Origin of the sequence: Hoylesella buccalis ATCC 35310, from assembly GCF_000177075.1 — a bacterium.
GTDB lineage: Bacteria > Bacteroidota > Bacteroidia > Bacteroidales > Bacteroidaceae > Prevotella > Prevotella buccalis.
Window position 1 is genome coordinate 1 of record NZ_ADEG01000060.1, and the last position, 18,483, is coordinate 18,483.

Annotated in this window: 14 protein-coding genes and 1 pseudogene; 3 read left to right on the forward strand and 12 right to left on the reverse strand. The window is 41.8% G+C overall.

Annotated elements, in window-relative coordinates:
- From HMPREF0650_RS06790 to HMPREF0650_RS06800, 3 genes and pseudogenes are all read left to right on the forward strand, one after another.
- Positions 1-355, forward strand: a pseudogene (locus HMPREF0650_RS06790) (hypothetical protein); the annotation flags it as partial.
- Position 356: 1 nt separating this feature from the next.
- Positions 357-695, forward strand: a complete 339-nt coding sequence (locus HMPREF0650_RS06795; protein WP_040562752.1) for a hypothetical protein — start codon at positions 357-359, stop codon at positions 693-695.
- A gap of 218 nt (positions 696-913) precedes the next feature.
- Positions 914-1,471: a hypothetical protein gene (locus HMPREF0650_RS06800; protein ID WP_004349448.1), complete on the forward strand. Its 558-nt coding sequence runs from the start codon at positions 914-916 to the stop codon at positions 1,469-1,471.
- Positions 1,472-1,516: 45 nt separating this feature from the next.
- Here HMPREF0650_RS06800 and HMPREF0650_RS06805 read toward each other — a convergent pair whose 3' ends face one another.
- From HMPREF0650_RS06805 to HMPREF0650_RS13270, 12 genes are all read right to left on the reverse strand, one after another.
- Positions 1,517-1,819 (reverse strand): hypothetical protein, encoded by a 303-nt coding sequence (locus HMPREF0650_RS06805; protein ID WP_004349450.1) that lies wholly within the window; start codon positions 1,817-1,819, stop codon positions 1,517-1,519.
- An 8-nt stretch (positions 1,820-1,827) separates the two neighbouring features.
- Positions 1,828-2,370 carry a hypothetical protein gene (locus HMPREF0650_RS06810; protein ID WP_004349452.1) on the reverse strand — a complete coding sequence of 181 codons (543 nt, stop codon included), beginning with the start codon at positions 2,368-2,370 and terminating at the stop codon, positions 1,828-1,830.
- Positions 2,371-2,512: 142 nt separating this feature from the next.
- Positions 2,513-2,920, reverse strand: coding sequence for a hypothetical protein (locus HMPREF0650_RS06815; protein ID WP_040562754.1), 408 nt, complete (start codon positions 2,918-2,920; stop codon positions 2,513-2,515).
- On the reverse strand, positions 2,917-3,357 hold the full coding sequence (locus HMPREF0650_RS06820) for a lysozyme (RefSeq protein ID WP_004349456.1): 441 nt from the start codon (positions 3,355-3,357) through the stop codon (positions 2,917-2,919). Before HMPREF0650_RS06820 ends, HMPREF0650_RS06815 begins: the two co-directional genes overlap by 4 nt.
- Before the next feature lie 267 nt (positions 3,358-3,624).
- On the reverse strand, positions 3,625-3,780 hold the full coding sequence (locus tag HMPREF0650_RS13100; RefSeq protein ID WP_155813600.1) for a hypothetical protein: 156 nt from the start codon (positions 3,778-3,780) through the stop codon (positions 3,625-3,627).
- An 89-nt stretch (positions 3,781-3,869) separates the two neighbouring features.
- Positions 3,870-4,406: a phage holin family protein gene (locus HMPREF0650_RS06825; protein WP_004349460.1), complete on the reverse strand. Its 537-nt coding sequence runs from the start codon at positions 4,404-4,406 to the stop codon at positions 3,870-3,872.
- 162 nt (positions 4,407-4,568) lie between these two features.
- Positions 4,569-4,772, reverse strand: coding sequence for a hypothetical protein (locus HMPREF0650_RS06830; RefSeq protein ID WP_040562756.1), 204 nt, complete (start codon positions 4,770-4,772; stop codon positions 4,569-4,571).
- Positions 4,760-5,026, reverse strand: a complete 267-nt coding sequence (locus tag HMPREF0650_RS06835) for a hypothetical protein (protein ID WP_004349461.1) — start codon at positions 5,024-5,026, stop codon at positions 4,760-4,762. Before HMPREF0650_RS06835 ends, HMPREF0650_RS06830 begins: the two co-directional genes overlap by 13 nt.
- 19 nt (positions 5,027-5,045) lie before the next feature.
- A complete protein-coding gene (locus HMPREF0650_RS06840) occupies positions 5,046-9,188 on the reverse strand; it encodes a hypothetical protein (protein ID WP_004349464.1) in 4,143 nt (1,380 codons plus the stop codon).
- Between the two features lie 125 nt (positions 9,189-9,313).
- Positions 9,314-14,575, reverse strand: coding sequence for a hypothetical protein (locus HMPREF0650_RS06845; RefSeq protein WP_155813601.1), 5,262 nt, complete (start codon positions 14,573-14,575; stop codon positions 9,314-9,316).
- Between the two features lie 131 nt (positions 14,576-14,706).
- Positions 14,707-15,126, reverse strand: coding sequence for a hypothetical protein (locus HMPREF0650_RS06850; protein ID WP_004349469.1), 420 nt, complete (start codon positions 15,124-15,126; stop codon positions 14,707-14,709).
- Complete coding sequence (locus HMPREF0650_RS13270; RefSeq protein WP_004349471.1) at positions 15,123-18,467, reverse strand: hypothetical protein; 3,345 nt, start codon at positions 18,465-18,467, stop codon at positions 15,123-15,125. The genes HMPREF0650_RS06850 and HMPREF0650_RS13270 overlap by 4 nt, the downstream gene beginning before the upstream one ends.
- Positions 18,468-18,483 lie beyond the last annotated feature (16 nt).

The window sequence follows — 18,483 nt, forward strand, 5'->3', positions numbered from 1 at the left end:
AAGTGAATTAAAACTGAATGATATGAAAAGAAAAGAATTGGAAAAGAGGTATAATAACCTCGCAAAGATTAATTGTTACGATTGCCGTGACGAAGTTCATGGCTATGTGTGCGAAGTATGCCACAAGGAAGTATTTACCACCTGTGCAGACAAAGGTGTAACGCCATTCTGTATAAAATGCGATTGTTGTGGTGGAACAATGACGCATAAAAATACATATAGAAAAGGTACATTTTCAAAAGACATCAAGGTATTTGAATTTCGCAGACCTTCTTTCAAGAAAATGCTAAAAGGTGGTGAAAGTATGATACAACACGTTTTGGATGGTGGTTTGGTTTTAGATAAAAATAAATAATATGAAAGCAAGAATAATAAAAACAGGAGAAGAAGTAACGGTTATAGCTATCAGTAAAAAAAGTGGAACGGTTCAATATTATGGTAGCGATGGAATTTGCCACCAATGTAAATTTAATGACAAAGAGATAGAGTTTATTAACACTACAGGCGCTCAATCTGTTGACTGGGAGCAACGAAGATACGAGATTGCAAAAGATGTGTTGGCAGCGTCATTTGCCCAACCCATGTCCGCAGTAAGTCTACCTTCATACGCACACATTTGCGTACAGTGGGCAGACGTCCTTATCGATGAACTAAAAAAAAAAGCAAATGTGCAGAACAGAAACGATACATCATAAACGAATTACAAACAGATAAAATAAACTATTTTACAGAATTTCATTTTAATTTATTCCACGCTGATTTAATTTGTCGTGCCATACAGGACAACGATTTGTCGTTTGATACTTTCAGGAATGGCATTAACGAGATAAGAAAAGCGGAGAAAGAGGATAAAGACGAATATATACCGAAAGGATGGGAAAAAGTATGAACAGAAATAACAAAAAAAACAACAATGAACCAACTGAAATTAAAAGACATACCATCCGATTTGCTGGCAAAGATAGACGAACAATTCAATCAACATCCATCTGTTAGGCAAATGCGCATACAGCAGAACGAGTTGATGCGAAAAGGAATGTTTCAAGCAGCCATGCGCATCGGGGAGAAAATAGAAATCCTCCACACTCGCACAATAGACGAATATCTGAAAGCTGCTGAAAACGAGGCTTCCGACACGACGCTACAAAGTATAGGAATGAGCAAAGAGGATGAAGAATACATGCGGACGGCAGAAATTGCATTGTTCATGGCATGCGATGTCATTAACTGTTGTCTTATTGACATGAATGACACGTTGCATAGATACGACAAAACACTCAACTATGAGCGGTTCAATGATATGAAACAACTCATTGATATGGTAAAAGCAAAACTTAACTATCTGCGCAAATATTCATCTTACCTGCAAAACGAAAAGTGGGGTGATCTGTGCGACAATGCCTACAAAGTGCTGATGAGCAAGGCAAAAAGGATGATACAGGAGGAAAGAAAGAAGGAACCTAAAAAATGAGATTTTCTTTCAATGAATGCCTAAAAGTTAAAAATCAACCGTCACTCACCTGTTATTCTCTTTGATTTGCTCGCACACCCATGCGGATATGTTCGCAGGGTTTGCCTGTTGCAACAGCTTTTCTGTTTCTGCATCAAACGCAATAGTGCGTCTGAATGCCTTTTGCCCGCTATGCAGAGGTATGTCGTGTTCAGACAAAATGCTGTACACTCTGTTGACTGATACGCCTGTAGTTGCGACAATCTTTATAATGGCCGTTTTCTTTTTGTAAAGTTCAATAACGAGTTCTTCTGTCTTTGTCATCACTACTTTTATTTTAGTGGCACCCACCGAGTAGGCAGGTGCCATTGCTGCTTTTAATCTTCGTTATTGTTAATTAGACCAATCACATAGTTCTTTGTGTCGTAGCTGTATTGCATTGTTTTTTCTTTGATAGTCTCAACGTACACATCACCGTCTGCAATAACGATTTCATCGTCAGCGGCTTTTGCAATCGCATTGTATAGCACTCGCAAGTCTTTCATGTACTCTTCGATTCTGTCAAGACCATCTTCCTCATCTGCCAGCTCATCAATAAAACTTGCAGCACCTACTTGTTGCAAAAATTCATCTTGGCTAATGTTTGCTTCAAACTGTTGAAAATTCTCACCATAGTCGCTTGCAGAACGCTCAAAAGCATCGTACGCACTGTTGTTATCTCTGTTCCAAAACTGCCAACCGTCACGCTTCGTGAATATCTCAATATCAAGATGATATTCTTCGGCCAGCTTTTCTGCTTGCTCAAAATCCTCAAAGCCAATAATAGCTTCTTTCAATGATTGAGGGTAGCCATTCAAACCGGTAGTTGTGGTGATTACCTGTAAACCGTTCTCGCTTGCAATTTCATTGATTGATTTCATAATCTTTTATTTTTAGTTGTTATTTTAATTTTCTATGGCAAATATAGCAATTAAAAATAAAAACACCAAATATTTTATACCATATATTTTTATGTTTAACTTTTATTAAACATCAAACCGATAAATAAAAGATTTATTTACACTACACTATCTTATGCACCATCTTAGTCGCTTTTAAAATGACTAAGATAACCAGCACAGCCACTGCGCCCATTGCCCAACCGCCAGCGTTCATCTTCCACCGCTGCCATTTAGTAAGCTGTTTTTCTACCGGGTAAGGAACACGAATGCTGTCCAGCTGCATCACAGTATCTGCTTTTACATGGTACACGTTTCTAAACCGCTCACGCCAATGCATCTTTGTAAGATACACTGTATCACCTTTTGCAGCAATAAACACGCTATCACGAAAATAAATACTGTCACACAGTTGAACTGTGTCCACCCTCGTCTTATAAAGCGTATGATACTCGGGGACAGGAACAAATTTAACCGTCTTGCAGCCAGTCAGCGACATGAGTACAAAAAATAAAAATAGTATCTTTTTCATTCTACCCACCTTTGTGATTCCCACCTGCGTCTTTTCACCAGTCCGTCCAGCTTTTTCCCTCCGCTGTACACCCACTTCATAAACTCACGCTGTATCTCTGACGTTGGCGCATCGTGCATGATTTTCTTTAATAGAGTAGATCGTTTCAGATTGCCAATGCCTACATTGTATGTAAACGACACCAACGCGTCGAACTGTCCTTGCGTCTTTACCTTTGGGATGCCGTTTATGAACTTTTCCACGAAGAAAAGGTCACGCTTGAGCAGCTCTTCCGCCTTTTCCTCCGTGATACGCATTCCAGCACGCACATCGCCTGCGCTGTGTCCGTAGCCTATGGTATACCACCGCTCCGCTTTCGTGGGCTTGTAGGCTACCAAACGAAGCCCCTCAAATTCCTTTAGTTTTTGAATTAACAGATTACTTGCTCTAAATTTCATTTTTTCTAAATGTGTGTTAAAGTTTTGTTTGCTTTATTTATTTACTATATCTTTGTGCCGTAAATCATCCAAGAGAGCATCTCCTTTCGGTGAGCTACCAAAAATCACCGTCCGCATCTCTCTACGAGATTAAGCCCGCAAGCCTGTAAATTGTGGGCTTTTTTCTGCACTTTGGTAGAGTGCAGATAAGCGTCCGATACAGGTTGGGCGCAAAACAGAAAGGAGGTGTTATGAATGGATGATTTACAAGAAAGTGGCATGGTGCGTTTATTTCGCCCATACATCGTGAAAAATGGCAAAAGGATTTACCCTAAAAAATCCCGATGCTTTTCTTTCCTTGTTCCTGCGAACAAGAAGATAGCGATGTAATGTCGCTCCTCCAGCGGACAATACAGGTGTCCGCTTTTTTAATACTTCTTTCATTATTGTCTCGTTTTTTTCTTATCTTTGTGTCGCATTTTAGAAAGAGGATGTACCTCTGACGGTTTAATCCGTTACTCCACAGTCTACACTCATTTTGAGAGACTTGTGGAGTTTTTTTTCTTCACATCTCCCCACTTCTTCCTCTCTCTTGCGGTTATCACATCAAGATGTTCATCCGATACCAAGTCTTCGAGCTTTTCCTTATCCTGTCTGAAAATGAGCGAGAGGAAAAACACCACGCAACTTTTCACGCTCAAGTCATAACCATACGGCTTGAGCATATTACCAATAATGCTCATTCCCTCTATCAGACAAACGAGCAAGCACGCCCATGTGGTAATATTGAGCGAATGCCCCTCCGCACAGTCTATCATCGCCACCGCCATTACCCATGCCACATACGTCACCATTTTGCTCATGGTGGCACGCATCGCACGGCTCGGAGAAATATGAATACCTAACTTTAGGCTCTTTCTAACGCCAAACGCCAAGTCGCACAAAATAACGGCTAACATCGTGAAAAGCCATGGCAGCATCGTCTGCACTGCGTCTTGCAGAAATATCGCAGCCATGGAGGTTAAAACTCCCGCACTACATTGTTCTACAATTACTCTTGTTTCATTCATTATCTTTTAGTTTTACAAAATCGTCCCTCGATGTTTTTTAGTTCACAAGTTGATAGTTGACGAGTTCTTTAGTTGAAAGTTCAAAGTTCAAACCTCAAAGTTCAAAGTCCCATCACCGCTCCCACAGTCGCTCCTGCCACGTCTGCCAATAGATCGTTCAAGTCAAAATGTATTGCCCTCCTGTGCTTCATCGTACAGCTCCTTTCCAAAGCTGATGAGTACGGCAAAGGCAAAGCCAGCTAACATTCTCTCTACCGTGCAGCAAGGTAGCAATCGTGCAGTAAGGTAGGCAACGAACAAGCATACATTGAAATGCAGTAGCTTGTCCGTGCCTATCCCAGCGAGTTTCTCTATTAAATTACGCATAACAGACCGCTTGACAATATAGCCACACCAATGCCTACCAGCACTCTTTTCCAATTCCACGAGCCACCGTAGATGAGTACTTTACAGAATTCAAGTGCAGCCAGCGAAATAGTGCTGATGACGGCTGCCATGCCGATAATTCCCCAACCGCCAGCTTCGGCTCTGAGGTTAAAGTAATTACCTACACCAATGGACAATGCCATCATGAAAAACACTAACAAATACTTCCAATTCTCTTTCTTTACTTCATTCATTTTATATAAAAATTATTTTTTAATAAATATGCTGTATGCTTATATCATGAATCAATATCGGATTATCCGAATTAGGCATATTTTCCTTATCCTCAATCCAGTTATTCCTTTTAATCTCTATTTCAAGATTTTTATCTGAGTTTAACACAGGTATCTCTAAGTACAGCTCGTTCCAACCTTGATATACAAGTTTGTCCTGAACTGAATGGCCATTAGCAATAACTCTTATTGCTCCATAGTCGTATTCGAAAGGCTTGATATCAACAGTTGAACTGATATACTTTTTCTTCTCCTCATCAGATGAAAAGGCATTAAGATATTCATCTGCCGTTTTATCTGTCGGAAGTAATTTACTTTCAATTCCGCTGTCAAATCTCGCAGTGATTATCTTTTTAAATGATTGACAGACAATTCTCAGGACAACCATGCTGCATGGTTGCATAATGGCAATAGTACGTTTAATAGACGAATTGTTGTCTGGCAACTCAACATGCCGATTTGACTGATTATAGTCTGTATAAACAGCTATTAATTTCGGGAAACTCTGAATGCTTGCATTTCCAAGCAATGACCAACCTTCTTCCACAGAGGTGTTCTCAAGCAATTCCCTGCCACAGCGTCTTTGTTTATATTCAAACTTCCCAACAATCTTATCAAAACCATTGTAGTCGAAAAATTTAGTTTTTGAAAGCAGGAACTCACCAGTGCAATTAACAAGGAACCTCACCTTGTCATACATCTGTATGTCAGGCTCAATTCTTTGAACCAATACTGTGACCATACCGTCAGAATAGGTAAAGAAAACTTCCTCCCAACGTGTTCTTGGACTGTCTTCCCAAATACCAGCAGCCACATTGTCGTCATGGCTTAATGTACTCTTTGCTACGGCAATATAAAGTTTTTCTGGCTTTACAGAGCACCTGAAGGTAAATGAAGCCTTTTGGATTTTAATCTTGTTGGATATAATTTCGATTAACGCCCATTTGTTAAACTTCACAGGCTCGTCAAGACTCCATTGGGCAATCTCGTTGGTTCCACCCCTTGGTCCAGTTTCTCCGTTGGGGGCAAACCGGTCGCCGTCGAGGTTGTCCATCTGTTCATAGGTATTGATATCCGCAGCACCGCAACTAATAGCAGTAAAGTACCTGAGTCTTTCATTGTTAAAATCATAGACCAAGTCTCCAACGGTTGGGTTGCCTCCTTTGTAAGGGAGACGTACCCTGTATAGCTTGATATTCTGTTCAATAGGGATAGCATCAGCCATTGCCTTATGATTAAGATATGGCGCTGCCGTCCTGTATCCTGCGTGTATGCTCGACTTGAATCCATTATATATAGGATATTGAGGATATAGATTCATGCTCATTAGGGTTATCATAGAATACGGAATATTGTATTCCTCTCCAAACATCCTATATGTTCTTTCATACTCGAACGGAAGCTCAGGATTGTCGCCTATGCCATATTCTTCTGTACCTATCAGCATCTTGGCTCCAAGTGCGTCTGTAACCTGTTTGGCTATCAAGAGCATCTTCCGACCATCCTCTCCCCTTGGGGTGCTATTAGCCGTATTGTTCCACCATATATATGTCGGTGAAAAACCCTTTACTGTCTGAGCTATCTCAAAATCAAGAATGTCACTGCCGCCAAGCCTGTTGGAATTATACTGATGACCCAACCTGCCGTTTTTAATGAGCGTGTTCAGGTCACGAGATATGTTTCCACCACTTGAGCCGTTATTGGTAATGTTGATGTCAGTTAGGTCGTTGAGCCTTTCTATCCATGACAATCCTCTTGGGAAATAGTGACAGTCTGTTAGCGATGAACCCGTGAATAATACTTTACATGAGTTCATGTGAGTTATACAATTTTTAAGGGCATTGTCTTTAGTAAATTCTATGTCTGCAAATTCAAACTGAACATTAACAGTTCTACATCGACCGCCTTTAACATCAACTCCTACTGCTATTTTCTGAGTTTCATTTTGAACCTGCATAAAATTAGAAGCAGTCAAATTATAGTCAATCCGAATTGAAGCACGGGCTAATGTAAAGAAAGCTATATACCGGTTCATCGGTAATACGATATTCTTGTCTAACAAATAGGTGTTCTTATCTGTTATTTCAATATCATATAATTGTTCAACAGTGTAACCTCCTTTACGGACATTCTTGTATATTACACCTATTTTTGCCTTACCTCTATAATCTGATGCAAATGTAAGTGACTTTAGTGTTACTGGATGGTCAAAATATTTTAGGTAAATAATACCCCAAGATAAAGTGTTGCCATTAAGAAGGCTTTCATCCTCAACATAGTTTTCTGACTTATACGTTTTAGTTACATCAATAAGCAATTTAGATATAAAATCTTGTGATATGGCCTTGCTTTTACTTGAGCCAATATCATTCACAACATCTACTCTTTCAGGTAAATTTATGTTTTTTTCGTATCTTGTAATAATGTTATATGCACCACATCCTGATATTTCTCCAAAATTATCATTATAGTATCTTTTAGTTGATGTTCCACCGTAAGTGCCTATAATAGGATTTTGAAAAGTTTCTACACTTCGGAATCCAATATACTGTCCTGTGGAAATTTCAATGGGTGAATCAAGGATGATGACATTTTTACCCTTAACTACATGGACATATTTCTTTATATAAGTAAGGGTCTTTGCACCAGCTGTATCTATCAAAACTATATTGGTATATCCGTCAAAACTCGCATAAGCAACCATGCCATAACATGTACCAACATAATCTAACTTATTGACCAAAACATAATACTCTTTGGCTATTTCACTCTGCTGTATTTCCTCAGCCTTGAACGGAGTCTTCGCTATCTCTATTTTGTCTTCAAAACATACGCCAGAGCTGTTGACTGATTGCTCCCAACTGTCTGTATCCATGCTCCATTCCGCACTCATACGGTTCATCTCGCACCATGTGCCATCCTCAAGCAGGCATATTACCTTCTTGATGTGTTTCTTCTCGAACGCCGTGAGTGACGCATCAAGGGATGCGAGGCAAGTCTGAAAGTCTTTGTACCGGGTCCCGTCGAAACTTGCATCATGAATGGCCAGTGTCTTTGCATACACTTCTTGCAAATACTTTCCGTCTTCTGTCTGAATTTTCTCCGTGACTGCTTTCTGTGACATCACGCTCGTTTCACTTTCGCCGGTGGTTTGTTTTACAGTTGGAACTTGCGTAGTTGGCGCATACGTTGCCCCACTGTCCTTCCATGTTCCTGGAACTTCGCAGGTATAAATGGCGTAGGGGAGTTCCGTCCCCACTTTGGCGGAAAATCCCACCTGCGGCGATGGGTAGGCAGCTTTCAGCGAATCAATGCTGAGAAACACGCCCTTATCCATCCCTATGATACTTTTGAGGTCTGACGTGGCGGCATTAACCTCTTTTATCTTTGAACCGATATTCTCCTGCATAGAAGAGAATGCCGTACTTCTTTCTTTCTCAGACGACATCCGCTTCTTCTCGGAATTGCCCCTTTCCGTCTCGGCTTGCTTGCGCAGTTTCTCAGCATCCTGTCGCTGTGTTTCCGCCTTGGCTCTTTCCGTTTCAGCGTTAGTTCGCAGCTTTTCAGCTTTCGTCATTTCGTCAAGCGTACCCTTGATGTTTTCTTTCAAATGACCAACCTCCGTGAACGTAGAGTAATATTCGTCAATCGTGCCTTTGTAGCCGTGTTCCTTTGCCAAATCGTATGCATCAATCATCATCACATGGATCTTGGCTTTCACCACAGCACCGTCAAAGCGAGTATTGTCCTTAACTAATAGCACCGTACCCTCGGCTATCGCCACGTTCAATCTTTTGCCGTCTGCATAGTTGGGGTCGGGCGTGTTCACCTTTACTTCTGCACGCAGCTCTCCAGGGGGTAAGCCATGGGCGTCCATGAAGCATCGTATCTTGTTGCCGTCTACCGAACAACGTTCGCAAACGCCAGCAGTTCTTCCAACGGTGTAGCGGCTCGCCATTACCATGAAGTTTATCCTGAAGTCTTCATCGCCCAATTGATACGGCTTATCTCCAGCCAGCAGCTCTACCACTAACTCAAAATCCTCCTTGTAGTTAATTCTCACTATTCCCTTTGCGCTCGAGGTTTTTTCCTCTGTTCCGCAGCCACACATTTCGTTGTTCATATTCTTGAGTTTTTTTAATTCTTTAGTTCACGAGTTTACGAGTTGACGAGTTGACAAGTTCACCAGTTGATAGTTCTCCATCCGCTTTCTCTCCCCTCTTTTGGAGGGGTCGGGGGAGGCTGTTCCTATTTAATTGTCAAAAATCCTTTTACAGCTCCTATATAATTAGCTCTCATATCTCCATCCAATTTCGTTAGCTCTATTGGCACGAGCGGCACGAGCGCAACAAGTGTGGTAGTTTCCTCGCGGGTGATCATCTCAACACCTTTAATTGGCACACCAAACGCTCGAAATATTGCTCCAGGCTCTAATTCAACAAGGACATTTACTGTTTTATTAGAATATGTTGTTTCCCCTACAGCAAGCGTTGAATAGAAATTGATAGTTCCAGCTGTGTGATTGTAGATATTTAATATAGCACCGTTAAGTTCGGAAGCGAGAACATATCCACCATTGATATTATCGCCCTTAGTGATATACCACGACAGTGACGGACTTTTCATCAACATACCAAATGATTGCTGCTCCACGAACGGCTGCGCTATCTTTTGTGCGGTGATACTTTCAGCGGATATGAGTTTGGCATTGATGTGACCATTTTCGTCTACTAAGAAAGTCTGATCGCCCTTGTTGTTCTGCACCTTAAAGTTGTCAGACGTAGCAGTGAATTCCTTGTCTTTGAGACTAAAGCCACTCGCCAACAGTGCTTCAACAGTGCCGTCATAGGCACACCATGGGGTTTCCTTGTTGCCCTCCTCTAACTTGGGACGGCAGAGATACAATGTAGCGGGCTTCGTACCATAGATGTTCATCGTCACACTACCGTAGTTCAAGTCATCTGTCGTGAATGTTCTGACAAATCTAATCCATCCGTCGGTCGGGTTACTGAATGCAGGGTTCTCGTTAAAATTCAAACGGCTGGCGTTATTGGGCTTGCGCCCACTCATGGAATCTTCATTTTTGAAAGCTTCAAAGCCGAAACCGACATATCCGTCAGCTTTCTCGTCAAATTCCACCTTTACCCATGCGGACAAAGTATAAGTGGTGTGCGGTTTCAGCTTAATGTTGCATTTCGCACCAGTCTGTTTTTCCCAGAACAACCCGGGATATTCGGACACGCCCGCCAAGGTCTTGAACTTGATTGCATCACCACCACCAACGCCACGACCTTTCTGATACTCAAACCACTCTTCACTGTCTATCTTTGTGCTTGCAAGTCCAACCCCAAAATGCTTCTCGATGGCTGCCTTGCACTCATTCACATTTTTCTTTACAGTTGTTATATTATCGTTGCAAACATTTATCTTCTCCTGTAGGTCATCCCTCTTTGCCGTATCATTGGTAGAAGTAGCATCCAATTGCCGTTGCAAATCTTCCTTTTCAGCTGTCTTTTGCTTGATAATTTTACCATTGTCATAGGCAAGCTGAATCTTATCCTGAACATCGGACAAGTCAAGGTCACTTCCCCAAAGCAAGTTCGGACGTGTGCCATTATTCACGGTAAAGTTGATTTCGTCCGACTTTATCTTCATCTGCGAGTATTGCTCTTTCAGATTTCCCACCGTGTTGGAAGTTTCTTTAATTGTCGCCTTAAACGAGTTCATATCACCTTTGACGTTGGTAATATCGCTTCTTATCTCTCCATTCTTCGTGTCAATATCAAACACTACCTTTGGCTTGAACGTGATAGGAACGATGCGCTTGTCTACGATGTTACTTCCTTTTGTCAGCGTCACAATATACGTTTCGATGTTCTGTTCTTTGTATGGAGCATCTTTTTTATCCAAGACATATACGCCACCAATTGACACGAATGTTTTAGTAATGCCAGCCACAGACAATTTTATGCCTTCCTCTCCGAGAGCTAATTCTTGAGTAACTTCACCAACTGTTTTCTGTATCTTGTACGCTAAAAACAATCTTACAAGGTTTTCCCCACTCTCCGCCTTGTATGCCACGGCAGCTTCCTGCATCGGTATCAGCTTGTAGGTAACGGCATCCTTGCCTGACTTAGCTTCGGGAAAAATAGTGTCTTGCGCAAGTAATTCACCCGTCTTGCTGTTCATAAGACGAACGGTCATGCTTCCGCCCGTAAAGAAGTCGGCCACGTTCAAATCCATCTCCCACGAAACCATCTTCTCTTTTCCTGTAGCACCGTCTATGATGACCGCATAAAGTTGGTTAAAACCGTGGTAAGTTGGATTATCGTTATACCACGTTGTACTTTCCCCAACCGTGCGACCATACGTCAGTTTAAACGTCTCACCTTGCTTGCCCGTGATATTGCGAATAGAAAACGCTACCTGCCATACTACCGCATCCTTTCCGGGAACACCGTTCTTTCCGTCCATGACAACATGTATCTTCTGCTTGTCAACCAACTTATCGTTGATGAACAAGTCCACATTAAACACATCGTTCATGTCTTCTTTTTTTGCCCACAAGTTCCACTTGCCACTGATTACAGTAACAGAGTTTTCTTTAATAGGGAGGTTGTTCTCGCCCTTGGTCACAAACACTTTCACTTTTTCACTTGGCGACAGCTTCGTAAGATTCTCGCCCTGTACCTTATAAGCATAGATGGAGATGAATTCTGGTGAAAAACTCCCATCCGCTTTCACATTGAACTGCGAGCCACTCATCACCAACTTATAAGTGTTAGTTGTCAAGCCTTTCATGTAGTCTTCGATAGACTTAAGTCCACCGTTATCACTCTGCACCTTGAAGTTTCCTGTTACCTGACTTCCATTGGCGGCAAACCAAGTGTATCTATGCTTGGAAATATCATAGTCGTTTACGCCCATGTAGTGCGCCCAATAAGACGGCTTCAAATCGGGGTCAAAACTATTATAAGCACAAGACATCATGACACTCTGCCTTTCCTTGTTGTCACGATTTCCTATCTGCACGAGGTCGTCACCCACCTTCGGGATATCACCTATATCCTGTGGACTTTCATCCGGTCTTTTGTGGCGGTCAGTTTTTGAAAGTACAAGTTTCAAACACTTTTCTTCCTTACCGTCAATGGTGTGCATCACCAACTTCTTAGGTGCTTCCGTCGCCAGTCGCCAATAGTAGTGATTACCAATGGCATGTGGCTCACCTCCGTTAGTCGGTTCTCCACTCCCTTGGAGGGGCAGGGGGAGGCTATTCATCCCATTTGAACACATCATCTGGTCTTTCGGCTCGCACGTCTGCAAAAGCATTACACCGTCTTTCTCCGCACGTTGGTAACATACAAATCCGTCTGGCGTTACCTCCACCGCATCAATGTGGAAAGTACCAGCGGAGTTCACCGACATACCACCAGCCGCCTTTGCTTTTTGTATCTCCAATTCAAAGAACGTCGCCTTACCAGTCACCGTGAGGTTATTCGTCATGATGTTGCCATCGTTGATGATGTCCCCCTTGTTACGAATGTCACCATTATTCTTAATGCCGTTGAAGAAAGATTTTACGAGTGCTGTCAGCCCCTGCCAAAAAGTAATATGCCCTTTGGCTTCATCTGCAACATCCTTGCGCAAAAATCTTGGTAGTGTGAAATTCTTGATAACGTTTTCTATCTGTGATGCGTTCAATCCGCCACCACCACTGAAATTGCCAGACAGAATGCTCTTCACATCCTCCTTTAACTGCGTAATCGCACCCTTTACAGCTTGGTTGCCAACGGTAATGCTCTGAATGAAAGGAAAATCAATCTTACTCTCTATCTTAATGACACGGGTGCTTAACTCATAGCCTTGACCATCATTGAAAATCACCTTTTGACCGATGTGGAGATTTGGATTCTTTTCCTCAAACGCAACAGGGTTGGACGAGAATGTATAGTTGTTGTTATCCTTGAACCTGCGCTCAATCTCTTTTACTGTGCGCTTTGCCAATTCCTCTTGCGCTGACGTTATCTCTTGTTGTCCTTGCTTGATATTGAACAGTACGACAATATTACAAGTGAGGTCAGGCAGGTTGTTTCCACGAGGGTACAGTCCTTCCTCTTGGTTGGTGGGTATGATAATATCCCCATTTTGATAGAACATTATCTCATAGTCGCCAGCCTTTATGTTGATACCACTGTCACCGTCATTTTGGTTGGACGGTATCTCCTTAGCATCATTCTTATCGAAATAGGCAAGCTCGAAACCGTCCTGCCCATTAGGCTGTCCTACGAGCGACTGCGTGAGGGCATCATATTTTCCATCTGTGGCGTGCGTGTTGACCTTGAAAGTTCCTTTGAGCGTATGACCTTGCAACACTTGCTCCTTTTTGTTCAGCTCATAGTCGTACCAATAGTGTGTCACCTGCTTTCCTTGTTCGTCTATGTCGTTCGTTGTATTAACGAGCGTCTTTGTGTCATCCTTTACGGTTGTTGGGTAAGCAAGCCGCATGTACCATGTGGTGTACACCTTGTTTTTCCCGTTGGCATCCTTTTCTATCTCGTTTGTCTGCTTGTTCTTTAGATATCGGTAGCGTGGACGCACGTTGTAAGCATATAGATCTATGTGCGGATACACATCATCGAACGACAATGCTACCATTTGTTTGACAGCACCACTTTGCACGAACTCCTGTTTTGTGATTACGTTGCTGTCTTTGTCTACATAGATACAACCGTCTGGAAACTTGTTTTTGTTCAGTCCAAGTCGCACCAATGTAGCAACGTTACCTAAGCCCACCTGTGCCTTGCGTGACATATTCCTTGATGAGCCTTGCGGATAGAAGCAATTGTAATATGGCTCATTGGAACTGTTTACCGTTGCGGGGTTGATATTGTCGTGTACTTTCAGCAAGGGGACTTTCTCTCCCAAGTTGATGAATATCTGCCCGAAATACAGCGTATGGTCTTCCCATGACAGGTGCCATTCAGAACTGTTGTCCTTGCATGCCTGCGCCATGGAAGACAGCACCGACAGAATGTCGTTTGACGATACAGAGAAACTGATTGTAGGGTCTACCGTTCCGCACAGGGTGTAGGTGAACTTCTTGCTTTCATCAATGATGCCCAGGGCTTCATTGATAGCCTTGCAGGCATACTCCAACGCATTGGTGGTAAGCCCATCGTAAGACCACTCCTGCTGTTTGATAGGGTTGCCGTCTTGATCGGTCGTGTCATACAGGAACGGAGTTCTACTCAAAACCGCAAGCGGATTGTTGAATGCTGGCTCGTACTTCAAACTTGTGCTGCCCTCCGATGGCGTGTAGTCGTCCAACAGGCGATATTTCAGTCCGTCATCAAATGGGACGATGTATGAACCGACTGGCAGCGTTGTCTTTTTGTTACTATTCCAAGACAGCTTTACAACGTCTGTTTTTCCAAGCTCACGCTCAAGGACGGCACCCTCTGTGAGAATGGCGTCCATTAACTTGCTTCCGTGTATGTCGTAAATTACCATATCCCCAAAGTTCGTCATTTTATCACATTGCGTGAGGTTTGTTTTAATCTGAAACGTGACAATTGGATGAATGTCATAAAAAAGTGACAGCCATGGTACAAGAATATCAGATTAAATAGCTACCTCGCTTCTTATTTTCTATTCCTTGGGTTTGGCTCTATGAATTTCACGCCAACCTTGCAGAACGTCCGCTCCACGTTTTGTGCATACATGCCAGTAGTGTCTTTGAATTTAAGGTGGTAAACCTTTGTGCTATTTTTTGGAACGGATAGAACCACATCACCTTTACTCAATTCTTCGTAAAACAAATCCTTTTTACTAATGAAGTCCGCTTGATTGTCACCCATGATTGTAAACGTGAGTGTCAACGTGCGCTCGTTCATTTTAGGAATTGACTTGCAATATTCTATACCGTCCTTCGTGCGGTCATTATTTGTAATATATTCTTTCAAACCAGCTTTATCGCCAAGGGCATCGAGAAACTTATCTCCCATGTTGACACCAAATTCATTGTAGGCATCCTTTCCATTAATCAATAATTCTCCTATCATAATTTTTCCTTTATTAACCTGTTCATGCTGTTGATGTTTTCGTCTATCTGTGTAAGACACTTTGCCGAGACACCCGTGTTTTCGTTTATTTCTTTTAGTTCCATGTATGAGTTGGCAAGTATTGTCCTCGTTTCATCGGCTATAGAAACAGTGTCTTTTCCTATCAAAGAAATACCAGTGAGGGACAAATCAATGGAGCTTAGCTTCTGCGACAGTAAAACATCTTTTATCTGGTCTCTTGATATATTCCCTGCTGTGGTAAGTGCAATAAGGTTTGTAGCCTGCTCATAGGATATTTGAGACAATCCGTTTGTGGTGGCTTTCTGTTCTGCGGAAGCGACATCATAACCAACAGTCTTTGCAAGTTCGTCACGCATTTTTATCGCTTCATCTACATACCCCTTATATTCATCAGTAAGACTTTTTCTCTCGTCTTCGGTTATTCCTCCTTCCGTGCTTTTGGCGAACTTGTCGTACCAATCTTGAAGTTTCTTTTGGAATTGTATGCCTATTTGGTTTGTCAGAACGGCTTTCATAAATATAGTAGAAGCATCTTTGCTAAAATCTGCCCATGACGTTTTCATGTCCATGAGCTTGTCTACAAATCCATCGAAAAGACTATCAAATGAAATCTGCGTAAATTGCTCCTTTTGCTTTCTCTGTATCTCTTGGATACGCTCATCACCATCGATTATTCCATCAAGGTATTTCCTTACATCGTTATCAAGCTGCGCCCAGAATGTCTGTGCTCCTTCCTTTAACTTACTCAACTGCTCTGCTGTAAGGTCAAATAGGCCTGTCATCCTACCTCCAGCAATACTGTTGTAATTCAGCCCAATTTCTCTTGTAACATTACGAAGCTCTGACCATCCTTCAGAAGATATTTTTTTCCTCTGTCTTATACCAATAGAGTGTGACCCAACACTTGCACCACTGTTAAGCCTTTCCTTTCCAAGAATCCTATAGCTTTCTTGACTTTTATAGGCAAGTTTAATAGCCTCATCAGCTACCATTTGCGCTTCCATACCATAGGATGTGTTGATATATTTAAGTTTCTTGTCTATAAGACTATCCCAGATACTGTTGAGGGTATTGTACCTTTCTACCATTTCGTTATAGTGGGAATAGTCAGCTCCGAACATGCCATCTAAAGAGTTTATTACTTGTGAGATGCCGTTTATCGCTGACATAGTACCCCCAACAATATCTCCTGACATTATCTGTCCTACACCTTTCCCTGTTGTGGCTAATCCATCGAGAGCGTCTGTTGCACGTCCTATCTTATCGCCTAAGTCATTTCCGAATATCGTCCCGAATGATTCGCCAAGCTCTTTTACGCTTGGCAAAAAAGAATGAACGGCATCAGCAATAGCCATTATTCCATTAGCGATGTTTTGTTTTCCGCCTTTGTTTAATTCTTTGCCTGCTTCCTTTATTTCTTTTTTTAGCAGTTCAAATGGACTTTTTGCGCCAAGTTCACCTTTTAACCTGTCGAGTGCGGAGCGTATGCTTTCTATCTTTGTAGGGTCCTGCTCAAGATTAGAAAGTGCATTCTCGCTGATACCAAGTCCGAGTAAATCTTTTCTTGATACATTTTTCCCGTTGATAGTCGCATTTCCATTTTCATCTTTGACAGCTTCGAGATAAGATAATAATAACTGTGTTTTGTCAATTACATCCTCAATCTCTGATATGCTTTTCTTGGATGCGTCGGCAAAAAGCTGCCCCATAAGTGTTGTTGAGTTCTTAACGGAATTGTCGAGTTCGTCAAACTGATTTGCATACTGTTTGGTTAGAGTTGCTTTCTCTGCTTGTTTCTGACTTTCGGTTATGCTCTTTCTGTCTATCTCAGCCAGTTTGTCGTTTAGTTCCTCTTGTAGAGCCTTTCTCTTCTCTGCGTATGTCCCAAAATTATGGTAATACGCTTGCCATGCACCACGTGCGTTTCTAATCCTTTCATCCTCTGCTACCTTATCCTCGTTGACGTGCTTCTTGATGGTATCTGTACGCATTTTGTCGAATTTGTCCTGCTCATCTTGTGTCAGCGTGACAGATGCAGCGTTGAATTTCTTTCCTTTGTTCTTTGGGTCTTCCTCGAATATTTGTTTGGCGTCACTGACTTTCTTTTGCAAGAAGTCACGTTTGTACTTTTCCAAGTCGTCAAGTTCCTTCTTATGATTGAGTTCTCGTTGCTTCCTCTCTTTCTCATAGCCGTTTTGCAAGGAATCTATGTACACCTGTGATGATTTATCGGCAAGCTCTCGCTCTGCATCTGAACGCTCACGGGCGAGTTTGTCGTAGTCTGCTTGCTTTGGGATGTCAACCTTTGTCTTGCCGCTTTTCCTTTTATTTTCGTTAGATTTATCTTGAAACTCGAAATGGTTTATTGCTTTTTCTGAATTTGATACTGCATCGATGGCTTTTTTCATCATCTTTTCCGCTTGGTCTTTTGTAAGCAGCTCTGTAGATGATGCCAGCTCCTTTGCAGCCTTTCGATTCTTTTTTGCTTCCTTTTTCGCTTCACTACGCCATTGCGCCATCGTCTTGCGCTCTGTCTTGACATTGTTTTCAAGCAGTGTTATACGTTCCTTTATCTGCGCACGACTTAGTGGCTCATTGTTACCAATTCGAACATAATCCTTACCAGACTTATCCATCTTTTTTAAATTGGCACGTAATTTTGCAAGTTCTTTCTGCGCCTGTGCTTTTGAAAGGTTGCCAATGTTGGCATTGTACTTCGCTATTTGTTTCTTTCTATTCTCATTGATATTTAACTTGTATTCTTCCGTTGCAGAAGATGCCAAATCGTTAAGGGCTGACTGGAAAGTAAAATGACTAATACTGTTTGTATTTTTCATCACTTCCGCATGATATTTATCACTCAAACGTTTATATTCTTCAGTGCGAACAATCCCATTCTTTTGTAAATAGGCATAGCGATTCAGTTCTTCTGCTCTTGTCTTACTTTCTTTATAAGTTTTTTGATTCAGAAGTTCTGTTTTTCTCTCTATCTCCGCATTTTCCCGTTGTCTTGCCTCTGTTAGATTGTCAATTAGTTCTTTTTCTGTCTTGTATTTTCCGAAAATAGTTGGATATTTTGCAATAAGAGTGTTAAATGCAATACTTTTGCTTTCAATAGATGATGTCTCATCTTCAAGAGTGCTTATGAGTTTGTCTATTTCGTTTTTTTCCTCTTTTACTTTATCTGCATTTTCTTTTACTTTTTCATTGTATCTTTCAAGCGCATCCTCAGCTGCTGTCGTGGTGTCAGCACTAATTATCATCACTCCTACTAATGCGCCTAATGCCGATGCTGCAAGTACATAGGGATTTGCAAGCATTGTTGCATTGAGTAAT